Source organism: Oceanihabitans sp. 2_MG-2023 (genome assembly GCF_030547245.1).
In the GTDB taxonomy this organism is placed as follows: domain Bacteria; phylum Bacteroidota; class Bacteroidia; order Flavobacteriales; family Flavobacteriaceae; genus Oceanihabitans.
The window spans coordinates 670,041-689,867 of sequence record NZ_JAUOQT010000001.1 but is presented as its reverse complement, the minus strand read 5'-3'; the positions used below and the strand labels follow the sequence as shown (position 1 = coordinate 689,867).

General features: G+C 31.1%; 15 protein-coding genes. 5 read left to right on the top strand and 10 right to left on the bottom strand.

From position 1 onward, the window contains the following. Positions 1 to 121: 121 nt before the first annotated feature. Complete coding sequence (locus Q4512_RS02940; protein ID WP_303421433.1) at positions 122 to 1,279, top strand: DNA polymerase III subunit delta'; 1,158 nt, start codon at positions 122 to 124, stop codon at positions 1,277 to 1,279. Between the two features lie 33 nt (positions 1,280 to 1,312). Here the strand turns inward: Q4512_RS02940 and Q4512_RS02935 are convergent, their stop codons facing one another. The 6 genes from Q4512_RS02935 to Q4512_RS02910 form a co-directional block, all read right to left on the bottom strand. Further along, a complete protein-coding gene (locus tag Q4512_RS02935) occupies positions 1,313 to 1,822 on the bottom strand; it encodes an OmpH family outer membrane protein (protein ID WP_303421431.1) in 510 nt (169 codons plus the stop codon). Between the two features lie 210 nt (positions 1,823 to 2,032). Next, on the bottom strand, positions 2,033 to 2,884 hold the full coding sequence (locus Q4512_RS02930; protein ID WP_303421429.1) for a class I SAM-dependent methyltransferase: 852 nt from the start codon (positions 2,882 to 2,884) through the stop codon (positions 2,033 to 2,035). A 77-nt stretch (positions 2,885 to 2,961) separates the two neighbouring features. Continuing rightward, positions 2,962 to 3,450 (bottom strand): hypothetical protein, encoded by a 489-nt coding sequence (locus tag Q4512_RS02925; protein ID WP_303421428.1) that lies wholly within the window; start codon positions 3,448 to 3,450, stop codon positions 2,962 to 2,964. A gap of 73 nt (positions 3,451 to 3,523) precedes the next feature. Next, positions 3,524 to 5,395: a tRNA uridine-5-carboxymethylaminomethyl(34) synthesis enzyme MnmG gene (mnmG, locus tag Q4512_RS02920; RefSeq protein WP_303421426.1), complete on the bottom strand. Its 1,872-nt coding sequence runs from the start codon at positions 5,393 to 5,395 to the stop codon at positions 3,524 to 3,526. A gap of 104 nt (positions 5,396 to 5,499) precedes the next feature. Further along, a complete protein-coding gene (gene ybeY / locus Q4512_RS02915) occupies positions 5,500 to 5,916 on the bottom strand; it encodes an rRNA maturation RNase YbeY (RefSeq protein ID WP_303421424.1) in 417 nt (138 codons plus the stop codon). Then, positions 5,909 to 9,322 carry a DUF4175 family protein gene (locus tag Q4512_RS02910; protein WP_303421422.1) on the bottom strand — a complete coding sequence of 1,138 codons (3,414 nt, stop codon included), beginning with the start codon at positions 9,320 to 9,322 and terminating at the stop codon, positions 5,909 to 5,911. Before Q4512_RS02910 ends, ybeY begins: the two co-directional genes overlap by 8 nt. 133 nt (positions 9,323 to 9,455) lie before the next feature. Between Q4512_RS02910 and Q4512_RS02905 the strand changes: the two genes are divergently transcribed. Both Q4512_RS02905 and gltX read left to right on the top strand, forming a co-directional pair. Beyond that, positions 9,456 to 10,499 (top strand): alkane 1-monooxygenase, encoded by a 1,044-nt coding sequence (locus Q4512_RS02905; protein ID WP_303421420.1) that lies wholly within the window; start codon positions 9,456 to 9,458, stop codon positions 10,497 to 10,499. Between the two features lie 83 nt (positions 10,500 to 10,582). Beyond that, complete coding sequence (gene gltX, locus Q4512_RS02900; RefSeq protein ID WP_303421418.1) at positions 10,583 to 12,091, top strand: glutamate--tRNA ligase; 1,509 nt, start codon at positions 10,583 to 10,585, stop codon at positions 12,089 to 12,091. A gap of 58 nt (positions 12,092 to 12,149) precedes the next feature. Here gltX and Q4512_RS02895 read toward each other — a convergent pair whose 3' ends face one another. Continuing rightward, positions 12,150 to 12,836 carry a hypothetical protein gene (locus Q4512_RS02895; RefSeq protein WP_303421416.1) on the bottom strand — a complete coding sequence of 229 codons (687 nt, stop codon included), beginning with the start codon at positions 12,834 to 12,836 and terminating at the stop codon, positions 12,150 to 12,152. A gap of 73 nt (positions 12,837 to 12,909) precedes the next feature. Here Q4512_RS02895 and Q4512_RS02890 point away from each other — a divergent pair, with 73 nt between their 5' ends. Next, positions 12,910 to 13,851: an SPFH domain-containing protein gene (locus Q4512_RS02890; RefSeq protein ID WP_303421414.1), complete on the top strand. Its 942-nt coding sequence runs from the start codon at positions 12,910 to 12,912 to the stop codon at positions 13,849 to 13,851. Next, positions 13,841 to 14,371 (top strand): hypothetical protein, encoded by a 531-nt coding sequence (locus tag Q4512_RS02885; RefSeq protein ID WP_303421412.1) that lies wholly within the window; start codon positions 13,841 to 13,843, stop codon positions 14,369 to 14,371. The genes Q4512_RS02890 and Q4512_RS02885 overlap by 11 nt, the downstream gene beginning before the upstream one ends. 50 nt (positions 14,372 to 14,421) lie before the next feature. On the opposite strand, the gene Q4512_RS02880 is transcribed toward Q4512_RS02885, so the two are convergent. The 3 genes from Q4512_RS02880 to Q4512_RS02870 all read right to left on the bottom strand — a co-directional run bounded on the left by Q4512_RS02880 (position 14,422) and on the right by Q4512_RS02870 (position 19,792). Next, on the bottom strand, positions 14,422 to 15,579 hold the full coding sequence (locus tag Q4512_RS02880; RefSeq protein ID WP_303421410.1) for a GNAT family N-acetyltransferase: 1,158 nt from the start codon (positions 15,577 to 15,579) through the stop codon (positions 14,422 to 14,424). Between the two features lie 71 nt (positions 15,580 to 15,650). Continuing rightward, entirely contained in the window at positions 15,651 to 16,136 is a 486-nt protein-coding gene (locus Q4512_RS02875; RefSeq protein WP_303421408.1) for a DUF1761 domain-containing protein, read from the bottom strand. Positions 16,137 to 16,165: 29 nt separating this feature from the next. After that, a complete protein-coding gene (locus Q4512_RS02870) occupies positions 16,166 to 19,792 on the bottom strand; it encodes a S8 family serine peptidase (protein ID WP_303421406.1) in 3,627 nt (1,208 codons plus the stop codon). Positions 19,793 to 19,827: the final 35 nt, after the last annotated feature.

Below are 19,827 nucleotides of genomic sequence, written 5' to 3'. Positions count from 1 at the left end.
GTATTTAATCGTTGTTTTATTGGTTTTAGAGAAGGGATTATAGGGCAGAATTTTACTTATTTATTTAAAATTGGACTTTGCTTTTAGTTTTCCTTTTAAGTATATAAACTATATTTGCTGTATGCTTTTTAGTGATATTTTAGGACAAGAACATATAAAAAACCATTTAACACAAAGTGTGGATAATGGTAGAATTGCACATGCACAATTATTTGTAGGCCCGGAAGGTTCTGGAACTTTACCAATGGCTATTGCTTATGCACAATACATTTTATGTGCGAATACAAATAAAGAAAACAACAACGGAAACGCAGCTTGTAATCTTAAGTTTAACAACCTTTCGCATCCAGATTTACATTTTGCTTTTCCTGTAACTACAAGTGATAAAGTAAAGAGTAAACCAGTTTCTAGTTTTTACTTAGAAGAATGGAGGCAATTGCTAAAAGAACAACCGTATGGTAATTTATTTGATTGGTACAAACTACTTGGCGTAGATAATAAGCAAGGACAGATTGGTGTTGAAGAAGCACTACAAGTTGTTAAATCACTTGCTTTAAAATCTTACGAAGGTGGTTATAAAGTGATGTTAATTTGGATGGCAGAAAAAATGAATACTGCTGCTGCAAACAAACTTCTTAAACTGATTGAAGAACCACCAAACAAAACGATTTTTATTCTTATTGCTGAAGACGAAGAACAAATAATTAATACTATTAGATCCCGTTGCCAAATTTTGCACTTCCCGCCTTTAGCCGAGATGGATGTAAAACAAGGCTTAATAAATCAATATAATTTACAAGATGCTGTAGCAACAAAAATTGCACATCAAGCGAATGGAAATTACAATAAAGCTTGCGATTTAGTATATCAAGATAGTGAAGACATACAATTTGAAACTTGGTTTATTTTCTGGATAAGAAGCGCATTTAAAGCCAAAGGAAATAAGGCTGCTATTCACGATTTAATTTCTTGGAGCGAAGAAATTGCAAAAACAGGAAGAGAAACACAAAAACAATTTTTAAACTTCTGTATCGATTTTTTTAGGCAAGCACTTTTGTTGAATTACAATGCAAAAGAACTAGTATATTTTGAACCTAAAACCGAAAAATTTAAACTAGAAAATTTTGCTCCTTTTATTCATGGAAATAATATTTTAGAAATTTCTAATGAACTTCAAGATGCTATTTATCATATAGAACGTAATGGAAATTCGAAAATAATCCTTACCGATTTATCTATAAAATTAACAAGGTTAATACATAAAAAAAGTCAAGCATAAGCTTGACTTTTATTTATAAATAAAATGTTTAAATTACTTTGTGTATGTGGCATTTAAAGCCTCAGTAACCTCTTTAGTAATATCATTAGTATCACTACCATACATTACACTTCCAGCTTCATTTTTCCCTAAAATGTAAGTGTAGTTATTTTTCTTACCATAATCGGTAACAAAATCTTTTACTTTAACAAGAGCAGAATCTATAGCTACTTGAAATTCTTGCTGCATTGCTTGTTGTTGCATTTGAATTTGCTGTTGTAACATTTGTTGTTTTTGTCCTAATTGTTGCTCTGTTTCTTGTCTTTTTTTAGTGGACATTTTTGCTCCATTCATTTGGTAGTTTTTAACTTCTTTTTGAAAAGCCATTCCAATACTATCTGTATCTTTTTTAAACAAACTATCTTTTACTTTAAATTTTGCTTCAATGTCTATTTTACCTTGATAGTCATTTATTAACTCTCCATTATCTATAAAAGCAATTTTTTGTTGATCACAAGAAGTAAAAACGAAAACGGTTACAAGTGCTAAAATTATTTTTTTCATGTTATCTGATTTATTTTTTTAATCAGCGCAAATGTAAAAAAAGCAAAGGAATATTATTATATAAAAATTATTTATAAAAAATACGAAAACAATAGTTTACAACTATTAAAAACAGATTAAAATAAAGCGTTTTAAGCCTCTTTTATGAATTTTAAGCACAAAGAGTTGTTTGTGACTCTAAAAATGTAACAATTAAGGTTAAAAGAAGATTTAACCGTTTTTAATTACATAAATTAAGGAAGAATACTCTTTAGAGCGTTTCGCTTTGCGATTGGAAAGAAAACCAATCCAAAAAGCTTTAATCGGATTCATAAAACCAGATTTGTATTTTTCGGAAAGTAAGCTCACATAATACGCATCAAATTGCATAGGAAGTATTTTTATCACTTTCATATTTTCTTTCGCAAAAAGAGAAACAATAGAATCTTGATTAAAGTGCCAAAGGTGTCTTGGTACATCTAAGGCTGCCCAAAAATTTTTATAATGTTTTGCATCATAACTTTTATAATTAGGTACAGCTACTATTAAAACTCCGTTTTTTTTAAGTAAGCTTTTAAAAATAGAAATCTGATTTTCTAAATTTGGTAAATGCTCTAGAACATGCCAAAGTGTAATTACATTAAAGCTATGCTTTTTAAATTTTTGTAATTGTTCTATTTCAAAAACATTATTTTCTGTTTTCTTATTTGCTATTTCTCTTGCTTGTTGGTTTGGTTCTATACCAGAAACTTGCCAATTATTTTGTTTGGAAACTTGTAAAAAATCTCCTGTACCACACCCAATGTCTAAAAGTTTTTTTTCTTCAAAGGAAAAAGAATTAATAAGTTTCAATTTTCGTTTTAAAGAAATACTTCTAACAAGATGATATACTTTTTCAAGTATATTTCTTTTCGCATCCGTGTGCGAAATATAATCTTCCGTTTTATAATATTCGGAAAGTTTTTCTGCTTTAGGTTGTGGACTCGTTTCTAAAAAACCAAATATTGGATTTTCTATTAATTCAAATGTTTCTCCAGAAACAGAATGATCTTTTACTTTTAAATGGATACGGTTTTCTTTCATTTAGAATAGACTCGAAAACAAATTCAGAAGAACAAATAAAAATGTTTTTTGTTAAATTATTTTAGTTTTCAAATATATTAATAAGCTTTAAAATCCATTCTAATTTCGTCTAAATATTTTGCTACAATATATCTATAAAAAGAATCTGTACTTAAAGCATCTTGATTGTTTTCATCTTTTACAACCATATAAATGAATTGCTTTTTCTTTCCGTTTTTAACTAATTCGGGATCGTCATTTTTAAATATATAATCAGTAAAATCTAAATATGTACTTGTTTCTTCTTTGCTTAATATTCGAATTGTAAACGGTACATCTTCAATTTCTACATTAAATTCAGAGGAGGAAAAACCAGGAACATCATGAAAACGTTCGTACAAATACCTATCGAAAAAACGCCTGTCTTTATAAATTTGAAAACTAAAAACATTTTGACTTTTTAGGTCTTTGCCAACTTTTTTATTTCCCTCAATAATATGATATCCATTTATGTCTTGAACATTTTTTACAGGAATACATGAAACAAATAATGTTGTACACAAAACAAATAATACTCGTAATTTCATAATGCTTTTTAATATTTTTAGCTTCAATAAACAAGCCAAAAAACATCTATGTTCCACGTGGAACACTTTAAAACTATCTTCCCATATATACCAACAAAACGGAAATATCATTTGGTGAAACACCACTTATTCTAGATGCCTGAGCTATCGACGTTGGTTGAATGTTTTTAAGTTTTTCTCTAGCTTCTAAGCTCATAGATTTAATTTGAGAGTAATCAAAATTGTCAGGGATTTTTACATACTCTAACCTATTTAATTTATCTGCGTTTAGTTTTTCTTTGGCTATATATCCAGAATATTTGACTTGAATTTCGGTCTGCTCAATTATTTCATTATCTAAATTATTGTCTTGAATATAATTCTCAACTGCATCAAATTTCCTAACATCTTCTATAGTAATATTAGGTCTAGAAAAAAGCTTAAACATCTTATCTGATTGTTTCACAAGAGCAGAGTTTTTTGATTCTAAAACTGGATTAGCTTCTTTTGGTTGCACACTAGTGGTTCTAAAAAATTGAACAAACTTTTCAGCTTCTTCATGTTTTTCTTCCATACGCTTTAAACGTTTTTCACTAGCCAAACCCAGTTCAAATCCTTTAGGTGTTAATCTTAAATCTGCATTATCTTGACGTAATAAAGTTCTATATTCTGCTCGAGAAGTAAACATTCTATAAGGCTCTTCTGTTCCTTTTGTTATTAAATCATCTATCAAAACACCTATATATGCTTCATCTCTTTTTAAGGTAAAAGGATCTTTTTCACTAACTTTTAAACTAGCATTTATTCCAGCCATTAAACCTTGAGATGCGGCTTCTTCATAACCAGTTGTTCCATTAATTTGACCGGCAAAATATAGTCCTTCTACCAACTTTGTTTCTAAAGTATGCTTTAATTGTGTAGGTGGAAAATAATCGTATTCAATCGCATAACCGGGTCTGAAAAACTTAACATTTTCAAATCCGACAACTGAACGCAATGCCTTAAACTGAACATCTTCTGGCAATGAAGTAGAAAACCCATTAATATAATATTCAACAGTATTCCAACCTTCTGGTTCAACAAATAATTGATGTCTATCTTTATCTGCAAAGCGATTTATTTTGTCTTCGATGGACGGACAATATCTAGGCCCTAAACTTTTAATTCTTCCATTAAACATTGGTGAGCGATCGAAACCTTCACGAAGAAGATCATGTACTTTTTCACTTGTATAAGACATGTGACAAGAACGTTGATTAGTCAACGGCTTTGTAATATCTAAATAAGAGAATTTCTCAGGATTTAAATCTCCTGGTTGTTCTACCATTTTTGAAAAATCTAAAGATCGACCATCTACTCTTGGAGGTGTTCCTGTTTTCATTCTTCCAGATTCGAAACCTAATTCCACCAATTGCTCTGTAATACCAGTTGCTGCTTTTTCACCAGCTCTTCCACCTCCAAAATTCTTATCTCCTATATGAATTAATCCGTTTAAAAAAGTTCCATTGGTTAACACTACAGATTTACCTTTTACTTTTACTCCCAAAGAAGTTTGTACACCAACTACTTTATCATTTTCAACTAATAAACCAGAAACCATTTCTTGGTAAAAATCTAAGTTCTTCGTTTGTTCTAAAAGAAGTCTCCAATCTTCTGCAAAACGCATTCTGTCACTTTGTACTCTTGGACTCCACATTGCAGGTCCTTTAGATTTATTTAGCATTTTAAACTGAATAGCAGAAGTATCACTAACAATACCACTGTAACCACCAAGAGCATCAATTTCTCGTACAATTTGACCTTTTGCAATTCCTCCCATAGCAGGATTACAAGACATTTGTGCAATATTTTGTAGGTTCATGGTAATAAGCAAGGTTTTGCTTCCCATGTTTGCTGCTGCTGCTGCTGCTTCACTTCCTGCGTGACCAGCTCCAACAACTATAACATCATATAACTCGTTAAACATGTAATTATAAGTTTAAATATGTTCTTCGTTTGAAATAAAAATTGTTCCACGTGGAACACTTTTGTTTGTAAAATTAAAAAGCTTGCAAATATACAACGAAAGTTCTAAATACGTTCAAGTTGTTTTAAGTAGAAGTTTTCCTTGCTACGCATCTTTTTTGCTTCTTCTTCTGTTTTATCTTTATAACCACAGTAATGCAAAATACCATGAACAAGAACCCTTTGTAATTCTTCAGTAAAAGAAACCTTGAAATCGGATGCATTATCTATTACTCTTTCTGTTGAAATAAAAATATCACCCTGTAAGATTTTACCTACTGAATAATCAAAACTAATGATATCTGTTAAAGTATCATGATTTAAAAATTCAACATTTAATTTATGCAAGTAAGCATCATCACAAAAAATGTAATTTATTTCATCTTCTTTACAGTCTTCTGAAACTATTACGCTAGATATCCATGTAGCTAATTTTGTTTCATTTTCTAATATAAAATCGTTCTCGTAATTAAAACTAATCATTGTTTTTTTTAAAGTACTCTTGCACTTTCTTTTTATAAATTGGTTGCAAAGGTAAGCTTTGTCTATTTAATATTTCGGTAGTGTTAAAATATTGTTTTGCCGTTGGAATTTGATTGTTTGTTTTGTTATCAAATTGCTTTTGGTTGGTTTCCGATTCACGCTTTTCTTCTTGACCTTGTTGAAAAGTTGCTTGTTCTAATTTTAATAATTGATGTTTTAAATTTAACATTTTCTCCATCGTTTGATTCGTGAAACCTTTATTTAAAAGATCCATTTCAATCTGTTCCATTTGTTTCACTAGATTACTACCAACACCATTTTTTCCTTCTTTAGCTAATCTATCTTGCAATGCTTGACGTATTTGCTGTTGTTGTTGGTAAATTCTATATAGCTCTCCATTTAATTCTTCGCTATTACCTTCTCCTTCACCTTGCTTATCTCCACCTTCTTTACCCTTCCCCTCTTTAGCATCACCTTCTTTACCTGTTTTTCCTTCCTTTCCATTATCTCCTTCGCCAGTTTCTCCTTCTTTTCCTTCTTCCCCTTCTTTTCCTTTTTGCATCCCTTCTTGCATTTCTTTTGCAAGTTGTTCTTGGCTTTTTATTATGTCTGGAAGTCCGCCATCTCCTCCCTTACCTTCACCTGGTTTAGGGTTTCCTTTACCCCCTTGCCCTTCTCCATTCATTTGCATTTGCATATTATCTAATGCGTTACTTAGAAAATCTGCTAAATTATTTGCTGAAGTTATGGTATATTGTTGATTGGAAACCCCTTTATATATCTGATTTTCAGAAAATTCCACTAAAGATTTATCAATATTATAAAACACTTCTCCAATTTCTTTATTTACTTTCTCAGAAATTTTTGGTTGACGAAGCGATAGTGCAAATAAACTATCATCTATATGTGAGAAATGTTCTCTTAAATTATGTTGTTTACGCAAATAAGATGCGTATTTATTATGGTTTACCTCAATACTTTCAAACTGGTTCATTAATCCTTCTTGGTTAAAAGAAAAAAGTACTAAGTTGTCTAGTATTTGACGCAACATTTCGGCGTCCTCTGCCATTTGTTCTCCTCCAGAAGCCGCCATAGCAGCTTGCATTTGTTCGCTCATTTTTTTCATTTTCTGAGCTGCTTGCTTTTGTTTTTGCTTTGCTTGATTCTGGCTATTTTGTTTTTGTTGTTCTTCTTGACTTTGTTCTTTTTCTTCTAATTTATCGGAAGCTTCTTGTTGATCTTCTTTTACATTATCTTCCTCGTTTTTATTTCGATCTATTTTTTCCGGACGTTTTAATTCTTGGTTTTCTTTTTCAAGCGCATCCATTTCATTTTGAAATTTTTCAAACTCCTTATTTATTTCATCTTGTTTTTCTTTGGTATTATTTTCTAGAGTTTCCTCAGATAACTTTTCTTGCTTTTCTGCTAATTTTGCTAATTCTTGTTGTAACTTTTCTAATTTCTTTCCTATGTAATATTTTTTAGTAAGCTCTAGTAATTGTTCTAAACTTCTTTTCTGATTTTTATTTTGCTTCGCTAACTTTTCTAATTTTTCACTTAATTCTTCTTTGTCTAATTTTTCTCTCAATTTCTCAAGCTCCTCCAGCAGTTTCTCGTCTTTTTTAAGCTGCTCTTCATTTTCTTTTAAACGCTCTTTTAAATCGTCTTTAAATTGGTCATCTTTCTTTTCTTGCTGAAATTGCTCTAAATTATCTTTCAGTTTTTTATTAAAACTCTGCATCATCTCTTCTTGCTCTTTTTGGCGTTTCAAGAAATTATCCAGTTTACGTTTATCATTAAAATTAAGTTCTGTTTTTTCTTTTTGTGTTTTAGAAAGTTCTCGGAGTTCCTTTTCGCGTTCTTCGAACTTTTCTAAAGATTTATCTAAATCTTGAATGGTTTCGTTTTGTTCTTGTAATTGTTTTTGTTCTTCTTCCTCTTTGGTTAATTTTCTGTAGGAAAAAATTTGGCTTTTTGTACGCTTATATTTCTGAATCGCATCGTTATCGAAAACCTCAAAATATATATCGTAACTAACACCTTCCGTAATTTCTAAATTATTTGGAAAGGCACTTATAAAATCCGACACGTTCGAATTAGAAATAGGAATTATTTCAAGCTTCTTATCCTTCTCTGTTTCCGAAGGATAATATACCAATTGCAATTTACTTAACCCATAATCATCACTAGCTTGACCATAAAAATATAGACTTTGCTGGTCTAAACTGTCTACACGCATTTCGATATTTAGTTCAGGGTATTCGTCTTTTATAACATCTATATTAAAAGCTAAGTTTTCGTAATCTTTTAGTTTAGAATTACTTGTGGTTAGATTGTATTTTAAAGTATTAAAAATACGTTTAGAAGCTTCGAAAACACCAGTCTTATTAGTGATAAACACTAAAGTGTCTTTTGCATATAATTGTACTTGTTCTGTAGCATTGGTGTTTAATTTCCAAGTAATATTAGTTCCTTGAGGAACCACAGCATTTCCTGTACTCTTTAATGTTTCATCTCGCTTTTTAGTATGACTAGGATAGTCTAATATCATATCAAAACTAAGTAAGGTTGGCGCTTCAATTACTCGCAAAGTATAGGGTTTTGAAGTAACATTATTGGCAGAAAGCTGAAACGTAATATCCTTTTTTGGCTTTGGTAAATTATATTCAAAACTACCTATGGCTTTTTGCTGTAAAAAATAGGTTTCATTATTATATGTGATTTGTACATTTTCAGGTTGGATTGTACCTGCTGTTTTTACTAAGAGTTTAAAGTCTTTATTCTCTATTGCTTGCAAATTCTCATTCACAACAAAAAACTGAAAAGGAGCTGGTGGTTCGTATGCTGTTTTATAATTTACAACACGCTCATAACTATCACTAAACCAATCCAAACGTCCAGAAACAAAGGCTAAAAGAAGAATAAGCACTGGAATAGATGCGTATTTTAAATACCTTGTATTCTTTTTAAAATTAACTGCTAACTTAAATGGAATAGGTTGTAATGTTTCCGATTTTTGTTCAATGCTTGCTAAAAGTAATTCCGATTGATTAGTTGTTTGATTTAATTGAAGTACATTGAGTAGTTTATCATTCACTTCAGGAAAATGTTGCCCTATTATTTTGGATGCATCTTCATAGTTTATTCCCTTTTGAAGCTTTAATAACTTCGATAAAGGAATTGCAATAAATTTAGCAAACAACATCGCCTCAACAACTACAAATAACCAAAACAAGACGGTTCTTCCTGTAGAGCTTAACCATAAAAAATGCTCAATAAGTAAGGTTAATAAAAAATACAACATACCAATACTAAAAAATAGAATGGTACCTTTAATGAGTTCATTAGTATAGTATTTTCTAATAAACGCTTCTAGTTTTGCTTGTATATTTTTAAAATTACTCAATGTATAGCCGTTTAACTTACTAAACTACAATAATAATTTAAACTATAAATGCCTAAATTTGGTAACATTCTGTTAATTCTAGTCTAGAATTAAAAGATTTCCACCTTCATGGAAACTAAAAACATAATTTTAAATGAAAGACCTTAAATATTTATTTGCATTTACGATTCCTTTAATGGCATTTATTGGCTTATATCTTAAAGGAATATATTCGTTTTTGGTTCCCGCTTATGCTTTTGTTTTATTGCCTATTTTTGAAATGATTTTTCCTGTAGATGAAAAAAATCTAGAAGATGAAGAAGTAGAAAACAAACTAAAAAATATTTTCTTCGACTGGTTGTTATATTTAAATATTCCTATTGTTTTTAGCTTACTTTTTTTAAGTTTAAAAACAATTACTTCACAAAATATTGAAACCTATGAATGGATTGGTTTAATGATTTCTTTAGGAATTGTTTTAGCAATTAACGGAATAAACGTAGCTCACGAACTTGGTCACAGACAAAGTACTAACGAACGTTTTCTTGGTAAAGCTTTACTGCTTCCTTCGTTATACATGCACTTTTATATAGAACATAATTTTGGACATCATTTACATGCAGCAACTCCAGAAGATCCAGCAACTGCAAGATATAACCAAAGTGTGTATTCTTTTTGGTTTACCTCAACTATTAGACAATATTTCAAGTCTTGGAAGATTCAAAAAACGCTTTTAAAAAATAAAAACCTTTCTTTTTTCTCTTTAAAAAACGACATGTTTTGGTACTCTATTATCCAGATAACGTATTTGGTTTTGGTGTATTTCTTTTTTTCTGCAACAGGATTACTTTTTGCTTTAGTATCTGGAATTGTTGGTTTTATTCTATTAGAAACAGTTAATTATATAGAGCATTATGGTTTGCTTCGTTTAAAAACAAAATCTGGTCGTTACGAACGTGTAAAACAAATTCACTCATGGAACTCCAACCACGTAATTGGCCGAATTGTACTATATGAACTCACTAGGCATAGCGACCATCATTATAAAACAAATAAAAAATATCAGATTTTAGATTGTCATGAAGAAAGTCCACAAATGCCATATGGATATCCAACTTCTATGCTTATTTCTTTGTTTCCTCCGCTTTGGTTTAAAATTATGAATAAACGGGTTCCACGTGAAATGATTTCATCTTAAAAAACTCTTTTGCTCTTTATTCTATTTTCTTTGTTCTTTATTCTTTGCTAGTCTATCTTTGCAATCATTCAAAATACAATAAAATGACCAAAAACGTTAGAGTGCGTTTTGCACCAAGTCCAACTGGACCTTTACATATTGGAGGAGTTCGTACTGCTTTATTTAACTATTTATTTGCAAAAAAATACAACGGAACGTTTGTGTTACGCATAGAAGATACAGACCAAAATCGTTATGTAGAAGGCGCAGAAAAATATATAGTAGATGCCTTAAATTGGTGTGCTATTCCTTTTGATGAAGGACCAGGTAAAAACGAAAAATTTGGACCATATAGACAAAGTGAACGTAAAGATTTATACAAACAATATGCGGAACAATTAATTGCGTCTGGAAATGCTTATTACGCTTTTGATACTGCAGATGCTTTAAATGCACACAGAAAAGAACATGAAGCAAATAAAAAAACGTTTATCTATAATTGGCATAATCGTTTAAAATTAAGCAACTCTTTATCGCTTTCGGAAGAAGAAGTACAAACAAAATTGGATGCTGGCGAAGATTATGTAATTCGTTTCAAATCACCACAAGACGAAACATTGGCTCTTACAGATATAATTAGAGGAAACATTAGTATTGATACTAATATTTTAGATGATAAAGTTCTGTTTAAAAGTGATGGTATGCCAACCTATCATTTAGCAAATATTGTAGATGATCATTTAATGGAAATTACACATGTAATTCGAGGAGAAGAATGGTTACCAAGTTTGGCTTTACATTATCAATTATATAAAGCATTTGGTTGGGAAGCTCCTGAATTTGCACATTTACCTCTTATTTTAAAACCTACAGGGAAAGGAAAACTAAGCAAACGTGATGGTGATAAATTAGGCTTTCCTGTGTTTCCATTAGAATGGAAATCACCAGAAGGAGAAATCTCTAGAGGTTATAAAGAAGATGGCTATTTTGCAGATGCAATGGTGAATTTTCTAGCGTTTTTAGGATGGAATCCAGGAACAGAACAAGAGATTTTTAACCTAGATGAATTGGTTGCTGCTTTCGATTTAGATCGCGTAAATAAATCTGGAGCACGTTTTGATCCAGACAAAATAAAATGGTTTAATCACCATTATATGCAAGAGCAAAGCAATGATGCTTTAGCGGTTATGTTTCAACAAAATCATGATGAATTAAAAGATATAGACGTAAATTATATTGCTATGGTTGTTGGCTTAATTAAAGAACGTGCAACTTTTGTAAGCGACTTTTGGGATTTAAGTGCTTTCTTTTTTACAAGTCCAAAAACTTACGACGAAAAAGCATATAAGAAAGCAATGAAAGAAGGTACTCGTGAATTAATGGGTGAGCTTTCATTATTAATAAATGCGATAGAAGAATTTAATGTAGAAAATCTTACCACTACTATTAAAACTTGGATTACCAATAAAGAAATTGGTTTTGGTAAAGTAATGATGCCATTGCGATTAGCACTAGTAGGTGCTTTACAAGGACCAGATGTTTTTGATATTATGTACATGATTGGTAAAAACCAATCTTTAGAACGAATAGAAAATCTAACAAAAACTATTTAATACAAAAGCGAGCCTAACAGCTCGCTTTTTACTTTTATAAATATAAAAATATATAGGTTTAAAATGTAATCATAAGGGTAAAAGCCAACATGGATTGGTTTCCTTTAAACTTACTACCACCACTTCCGGAGGTATCAAGATTATTTTTATTAAGCTTACCAAACATGTTTGTAAATCCGTAAATATATTGTGCTTTAAGTCTAAAATGACTAACTCCAGCAGATAAACCAATAGCTCCATCTACATTAAATTTAGAAATATCACTTATGTCTTTCGCTAATAAATTATCGTAGTTATTAATAATAAAATTTTCCTGGTCGTCGTCTTTTAATTCAAGTTCACTATTGTATTGTAACATTGGTCCAACGTCTAGAGTTAAATAACTTTCTATAATTTTTATGTGTGCTTGTAAAGATATTTGCGCTGTAAATAATTTATAGTCTACATATTCATCCACCGTTGCTAATGCAAAAGGTCTAGAAGCTATTCCAATAGTGTTTTCAGACAATTGAATGCTATAACTCATGTTATAAAATTTGTGAGGTAAATCTACAGTAGCAGATCCTCCACCTATCCATCCATTACCTGCTGTAGTTTCAAAATTATCTGTAATAATATCAAATTGCGTTAAACCCCCTTGAATTCCTAGGCCATTTTTAATAGGAACCGTTCTATGTTGCGCAAAATTAATTGTAACAAAACCTACAGAAAGTACTACTAATAAGATGTATTGTTTAAATTTCATAATTCTTTATGTGTTTGGACAAATATAGTTTAATTTTAAAGTCATATTATTTTAACCATTAAAAAAACAAGTTATGGGACAATTTCTTTTTATACCAATTATTTTTTTCGGAATAATCATCTTGATTTCTTCTATTTTTACCGTAAAACAACAAACAGCTGCTATAATAGAACGCTTTGGAAGGTTTCAAAGTATTCGCCAGTCTGGATTACAGTTTAAAATTCCAATAATTGATAAAATTGCAGGTCGTTTAAGTTTAAAAATTCAGCAATTAGATGTAATTATTGAAACAAAAACAAAAGACGATGTATTTGTAAGACTAAAAGTTTCTGTACAATACAAGGTTATTAAATTAAAAGTAGAAGACGCTTTTTATAAATTAGATTATCCACATGAGCAAATTACAAGTTATGTTTTTGATGTTGTTCGTGCAGAAGTACCAAAAATGATATTAGATGATGTCTTTTTAAAGAAAGATGATATTGCTATTGCAGTAAAATCGGAGCTTAACGAAGCAATGCTGGACTATGGTTACGATATTATTAAAACCTTAGTAACAGATATTGATCCAGATGCGCAAGTAAAAGAAGCAATGAATAGAATTAATGCTGCAGACAGAGAAAAAACTGCGGCACAATATGAAGGAGATGCACAACGTATTTTAATTGTAGAAAAAGCAAAAGCAGAAGCAGAAAGCAAACGATTACAAGGACAAGGTATTGCAGACCAACGTCGTGAAATTGCTCGAGGTTTAGAAGAATCTGTTGAAGTACTTAATAAAGTTGGTATTAACAGTCAAGAAGCATCTGCACTAATTGTAGTAACCCAACATTATGATACCTTACAAGCTATTGGTGGAGAAACGAATAGTAATCTAATTTTACTACCAAACTCTCCTCAAGCAGGAAGTAATATGTTAAACGACATGGTTGCTAGTTTTGCAGCAAGTAATGAAATTGGTGAAGCAATGAAACAAGCTAAATTAAATAAGAAAAATAAAAAAGATGAAGAATAAACTACAACTGCTATTTCTTCTTTTTTTTAGTTGCTCTTTAAGTTTTGCTCAAGATAAAACAGCTCTTAAAGAAGAAGCTTTAAGAGATGCAAAGATTACTAGTGAAGCAACTTTAAAAATGGATTTTAAAACCGTTTTAAAACATACTCACCCTAGTGTTATTAAATTAATGGGAGGAGAAGAACAAGCTTTAAACCTTGTGGAGACTACTTTTGAATCTATAAATGCACAAGGCATTGTTTTTGAAAAAGCAGATGTAATTAGCGTTTCGGATGTGGTTTTTGAACAAGACGAATACAGATGTCTTGTAGAAGGATACAACCAAATGAAAATGCCTGGAATGCGAATTAAATCTAAAAGTCACTTATTAGGTTTTTATAATGCCCAAGAAAAATTTTGGTATTTTATTGAAGCCGAAAAAATGAATAACCAAACAGTTGCAGAAACTTTATTTCCTGGATTTGAAACAAATATGGAAATTCCTAATGATACGATGGAATCTGAAGAAATAGAAGACTAAATTTAAACACATAAAAACGAAAAACCTCAAAATGATACTTTGAGGTTTTTTTATTTAAATGGATGCCGTTCTTGCCACTCTCTTATTGGGTTCATGTATTTAACAATTAACTTTAAAACCGTATTAGCAATAAAATTATTCGTGTGTTTTAAATACAAAAACATCTTGTTTGGTTTTGCTCCTATAGAGCTTTTAATTTCCATTGCTGTTCTTGCAAAAACAATAGTCTCAAAATTATTTTCGATACCAAAACTAACCATATTATACAACATGTTTAAATACATTTGATGTGCATGTTGAAGGTCTGGATTATATCCTAAAAAATAAGTTTCTAAGTTGTTATTATTTAAGATTAAAGTATAAAAACCAACTAATTCTGTATTTAAAAAGAAACCGAATACCTTAAAATCTTTTTTTAAATGTTCTTTTAAGCTATAAAAATGATTTTTAGATAGTTTAAACGTGTTTATTCCTGCGTTGTCTGAAACACACTCGTATAATTCGAAAAGTGTATTAGCATGCTTCTTTATGTTTTCTAAATCAAGTTCTAAAAGCTGTAGTGAATTTCCTTTTTTTCTTGCTCTTTTAAAACGATCTCTATATTTTTTTTTGAATGCTGCGATATAATCTTCGTTGGTATTCCATTCGTCAAGAATAGGAAACAACATATTGGGTTGTACTTGTACTTTATATAGGTTTTCTTTATTAAAAAAAGCATGACTATTATGAATAAGATCGGTTTCAAAATAATCTTTAAAGGCAATGATTCTAATCTTTTTATTATACTCTTTTTTTATAATTTTTCTTAATTCTACTATAGCTTCACCTATTTGATTAAGAAATTCTTGTTGCGAAATTTCTTCGGTTAAAAAAAACAAACCATGTTGTCCTGTATGCATTACATTTCCAACAATTAAGGCGTTACCTTTTACAATTTGAGCTATCATTTTTTTTGCAAAAACTTTGAAGGTATTAGTAGATGTTTTTCTAAAAATATCATCTGCATACATTTCTAAACGTTGTAAAATGGCTATTCCAACTAATTTTTCGGCTTTATAAACGGTTAAATAATAAGATGTAATATTACTAGGTGAAGACTGTTCTAATGCTTGTAAAAAAGGAGTTTTTAAGAATATATCTTGTATTGGTAGTGTATCCCAGGATTCTGGAAGTGTATCAATAGTATTAAAAAGTTTAAAGTGTATCAAATAAAAGAGAAATAAAAAAGACTGAAATTAAATAATTTCAGTCTTTAAAGGTATAAAATCATTACAATATTTTACAAACCACAAAGTAAAGCTCCCATTACGCCAAGCGTAACAATCCAATACCCCGAATTAATAAAAATATATTTTGCGCTTTTACGCTCAAACAATGCTATTGTTCCTATAATTGGTAACGCACCAAAGATACCAAACATAGTACCATGCAATGCGCCATGTTTAAAAGTTCTAAAAGCATTGCCATAATCTGCCATAAAAGCTTCAAAAGATGGTAGTGCCACTTCTGGGTCTCCTCCTATCATACCAACAGCTCCCCATTGGTGGTTGGTGAAATTCATTAATAATACGGCCAACATAGCTGCAAAAACTAAAGATAATCCAAAGATTTTTGCCATATTTCCACCCTTCATTTTCTCTTCCGTCATACCAGATTCGCGCATCCAAATACTTCCAAATACTTTTGGGTTATACCAAATTGCTCCTATTACTAAAGCTGCAACTGCTGCAACAGGAATTGCCCAAGGGTTAATAAATTGTTCCATTTTTTAAGTTTTTAGTTAGTTAAAAGACCTTAATTTATTATTAATTTCTTAATTATATCTTGATTATTAACTTTTATTTTTAAAAAATAAAGGCCTGCTGCGTATTTTGAAACATCCAAACGATGTTGTGCATTATTATTAAAAGGAGTTTTAGAAACAGTAGATATGCTTTGTCCAAGGTTATTAAATAATTCTAATTGATATGAATTACCTATTTGGGTATTAATACTAATAGTTACGATTTCTTTTGCTGGGTTTGGATACACATAAATTGCTTTCTCTAATGTGTTTTCTGTAATAGATAATGGATTTTCATCTTTAATTAAATTAATATTATCTAAAAAAGTATTGTTACTGTAATTATTTATATTTATAAATCGCAGTACTATTTGTTCGCCAATAAAAGGTGTTAAATCTATATTCTCTGTTCGCCAATTAGCTGCACTTGCAGGAGACCATCCAGAATCAGTATAAGGTACTGTTGCTAAATCCAAGCCATCTTTAAAATAAATTTGCGTAAAAGAATCTCCACAATCTATAGAAACTTCCACACGAAAAGCATCATTATAAGATGAAGACCATTGTGCTTTTGCTATATCGAATTTTAATTCAGCAGTACCATCAAAATCTAAATCATAAAAGGTCGTTGTCATAGTATCTTCTTGTCCTGTACCGGAATAATTAGCTCCATTTACGTAGGCAGTTTTTGTTAGGTTTCCATCGATACCAATAATATTACTTGCTTCCACCCAAGTTCTAGCGTTATCTGGGTTACTTATTGTCCAGCCGGTTGGAGCGAAACCATTTACTTCAAAAGATTCTTCTATATCTAGTACTGTTCCGCTTACCTGCGCAAAATAATCTAAGGTTTTTTCATTATTATTAATAAACTCATCCCCAATAAGTGTCGTCCAAACTTTTAAAGTATCTTCCTCATTAGCTGTTAAATTTACAGGTGTTGTAAAAGTAAATGTCTCGGAAGCTCCGGATGCCAAAGTACCTAAATACATTTCATCAACCACCGGATTTGCTCCCATTTGGTAAGAAATCATAAAATTAGATTGTGGGTCTGTACCTTCATTGCTAATAGCTGCAGAAATAATAACTGGATCGGCATTACAGATGGTGATAAAATCAGCAGAAGTATTATGAATTGTTGTAACCGATAAATCTTTACTTAACGGGCAATTAAATAAACCACCACCTGCATAATTTACTGCATTGCTAATTAATCCTTCCCAGTTATTTCCTCCTTTAGGGCTAACAGCCACCCAAATTGGCGTAAAAGGGTCTGTAATAGGAATCGCTAAGGATGTTGCTGTTGTAGTTCCTACTACTTCCATAAACTTTTCCCCTAAAAAATATACATCATACGATGTGGCATCTGTAACAGCATTCCAGGTCACTGTTACTTCTGTAGGACAAATTTGGGTAATATTAACACCTGATACTCTTTCTGCAATAGAAAAATTATCTATACTTTGATCGGATAAAGTGCCATTAGAAATTCTAACTAAACAAGTACCAGAAATAGTGGATGGTACAGTCCATGTATAATTTGTTGTTGTTGCAGCAACAGATGTAATTGCTGTCCAACTTGCCCCATTATCTATAGAGTATTCTAGGTCTGTAGATCCTGTTGTATTTACGGCATCCCAATGAATTACCTCTTGGGTTCCTGGCTCCAATTTTTCTCCTCCAATTGGATACGTAAGTGTTAACCCATTTGTAACAATTTCATAAACCACATAATATTTTTGAGGACCAATTGGAACATTAAATCCCGCTATGTTAATATTGTATGCTCCAGCAGTTGGATTATTAATTAAAACTTGTTCCATATTGTTCAAACGGTCTACTCCTGTTGTTGCAGGTGTGCTTAATGCTGCTGCATTTGGTGTTGTATCTAAAACCCATGGTAAATGAGTAGCTCCTCCTGGAGCTGTTACTACTAGGTCTAAGTCATTTACTAAAGCAGGAGAAGCTGCTGGAGCTGCTGCTTCATCACTCCAATACACCATAAAACGGATTTGTGCAGTATTTGCTGGTACATACATTAAATGGTTATTATTTACTCCTTGTGTCACTGTACTATTTATATAACGTCCTTGTTCTATTAATTTTACAGCTTGCAGTCCGTTTACCATACCCCAACCAAAACTAAAATCAGGTCCAATATTTCCATAATCATTTGCTGTATTTAATAAGGTTGCTTTAATTAAAGCAGATTCTGGTAATGCGCCACCATTTAAGTCTGCATACGCTTCATATAATTGAGCAGATACTCCAGCGATACCTGGTGCTGCTCCAGAAGTACCACCAAAAGTTTGATAGGTATTATTTTCTGCTGCAGATTCTTGATCTTGTCCATGCGCTGTAATATCTGGTTTAATACGACCGTCAGTTGCTGGTCCATGACTACTAGAAGTAGCTAACGTACCGTCAAAGTATGTGTTAGCTGTTGCTATAACATTTTTACCTTGTTTATGCCCTCCTGTAATATTTCCCCAACCAGATCCTGCACCATAACCACAGTTACTAGTTCCAGAATTACCTGTAGAAAATACATGCAATAAAGAAGGCGTGGTATTTATTTGTGCATCTACCGTATTTGAAATAGTAGTATATCCATCATTACATCCATCTCCATAAGAAGAGTTTGTTATTTGAACCGATCCATTATTAATTAAAGTTGTAGTTTCTGGGTCTAAAAAGGAAGCAACATAATTAGTTACATAGAGGTTAGCACCTGCTGCCATTCCTCTTTTTCGTGGGTCTAAATTCCCTGCTCCTGTTAGAATTCCAGCAACCCCATCTCCATGAGTATTTCCTGTTGTTGTTGTTGCTGAGTTATCTATTCTTCCTTGAAAATCAATATGTGGTCCTACAACACCATCATCTCTAACTAATACACCAATACCAGCTCCTGTATAATTTCTTCCGATTGATGTTTGCGAATCTAGATTAGATGCTCTATGTAAATTTCGCCCTCTATCATCTTCTTTAACTGCAGGTGCAGGAATAAGTTCTACCCATTTTACAAAAGATTTAGATACAACAGCATCTATTTCTGCATAAGGAACTGCTATTTGTAAAAAATGATGCCCTTTATAATTTTCTTGAATGGTTACTGCTCCTATTTTTGATAATTCTGTAATTACAAAATCCTTATTAATAAAATCATAATGCTCTAACATAATAAGCACTTTATTTCCTTGCATAGCATAATCATCGATGGTATTCGATTTAATATTTAAGGATTTTTTAAAACTGTTTTTAATAGGAATAATAGAACGTACTCCAGACAGTTTTAAGTAATCTATATTGGTATACTTTGGGAAATAAAAAAGATACGTTTTATCGGGATAATAAGCGATAAGTTTTAGTTTTCTAACTTTAAATTGATCTTGAATATTTTGAGAAGGTGTTTCATTAAATTGCAGCCATCCAAAATAACCATTTCTAAATTTTGCAGATTCTGGCATATCCACCCAATTAAAAGAATCTATATTATTTGGCATGTTTATTACCTCATCTTGGAAGTAAATAGAATTTGAATTTTGCGCTTGAGTAATATTACAATTCAAGAAAATTATTGCAATAAAGACATAACAAAGCATGCCAAAAAGGCCTTTAGGTTGGTTTCGTTTTTTCATAATGTACTTAAGAGGTACTTAAAGTAAAACTCTTT

Bases quoted from the DNA above. Each gene is read 5' to 3' on its own strand.
- Q4512_RS02935 (WP_303421431.1), bottom strand. From the start codon at position 1,822: ATGAAAAAAATAATTTTAGCACTTGTAACCGTTTTCGTTTTTACTTCT.
- Q4512_RS02905 (WP_303421420.1), top strand. From the start codon at position 9,456: ATGAAAGACCTTAAATATTTATTTGCATTTACGATTCCTTTAATGGCA.
- Q4512_RS02925 (WP_303421428.1), bottom strand. From the start codon at position 3,450: ATGAAATTACGAGTATTATTTGTTTTGTGTACAACATTATTTGTTTCA.
- mnmG (WP_303421426.1), bottom strand. From the start codon at position 5,395: ATGTTTAACGAGTTATATGATGTTATAGTTGTTGGAGCTGGTCACGCA.
- Q4512_RS02875 (WP_303421408.1), bottom strand. From the start codon at position 16,136: ATGGAACAATTTATTAACCCTTGGGCAATTCCTGTTGCAGCAGTTGCA.
- ybeY (WP_303421424.1), bottom strand. From the start codon at position 5,916: ATGATTAGTTTTAATTACGAGAACGATTTTATATTAGAAAATGAAACA.
- Q4512_RS02930 (WP_303421429.1), bottom strand. From the start codon at position 2,884: ATGAAAGAAAACCGTATCCATTTAAAAGTAAAAGATCATTCTGTTTCT.
- gltX (WP_303421418.1), top strand. From the start codon at position 10,583: ATGACCAAAAACGTTAGAGTGCGTTTTGCACCAAGTCCAACTGGACCT.
- Q4512_RS02885 (WP_303421412.1), top strand. From the start codon at position 13,841: ATGAAGAATAAACTACAACTGCTATTTCTTCTTTTTTTTAGTTGCTCT.
- Q4512_RS02895 (WP_303421416.1), bottom strand. From the start codon at position 12,836: ATGAAATTTAAACAATACATCTTATTAGTAGTACTTTCTGTAGGTTTT.
- Q4512_RS02870 (WP_303421406.1), bottom strand. From the start codon at position 19,792: ATGAAAAAACGAAACCAACCTAAAGGCCTTTTTGGCATGCTTTGTTAT.
- Q4512_RS02890 (WP_303421414.1), top strand. From the start codon at position 12,910: ATGGGACAATTTCTTTTTATACCAATTATTTTTTTCGGAATAATCATC.
- Q4512_RS02940 (WP_303421433.1), top strand. From the start codon at position 122: ATGCTTTTTAGTGATATTTTAGGACAAGAACATATAAAAAACCATTTA.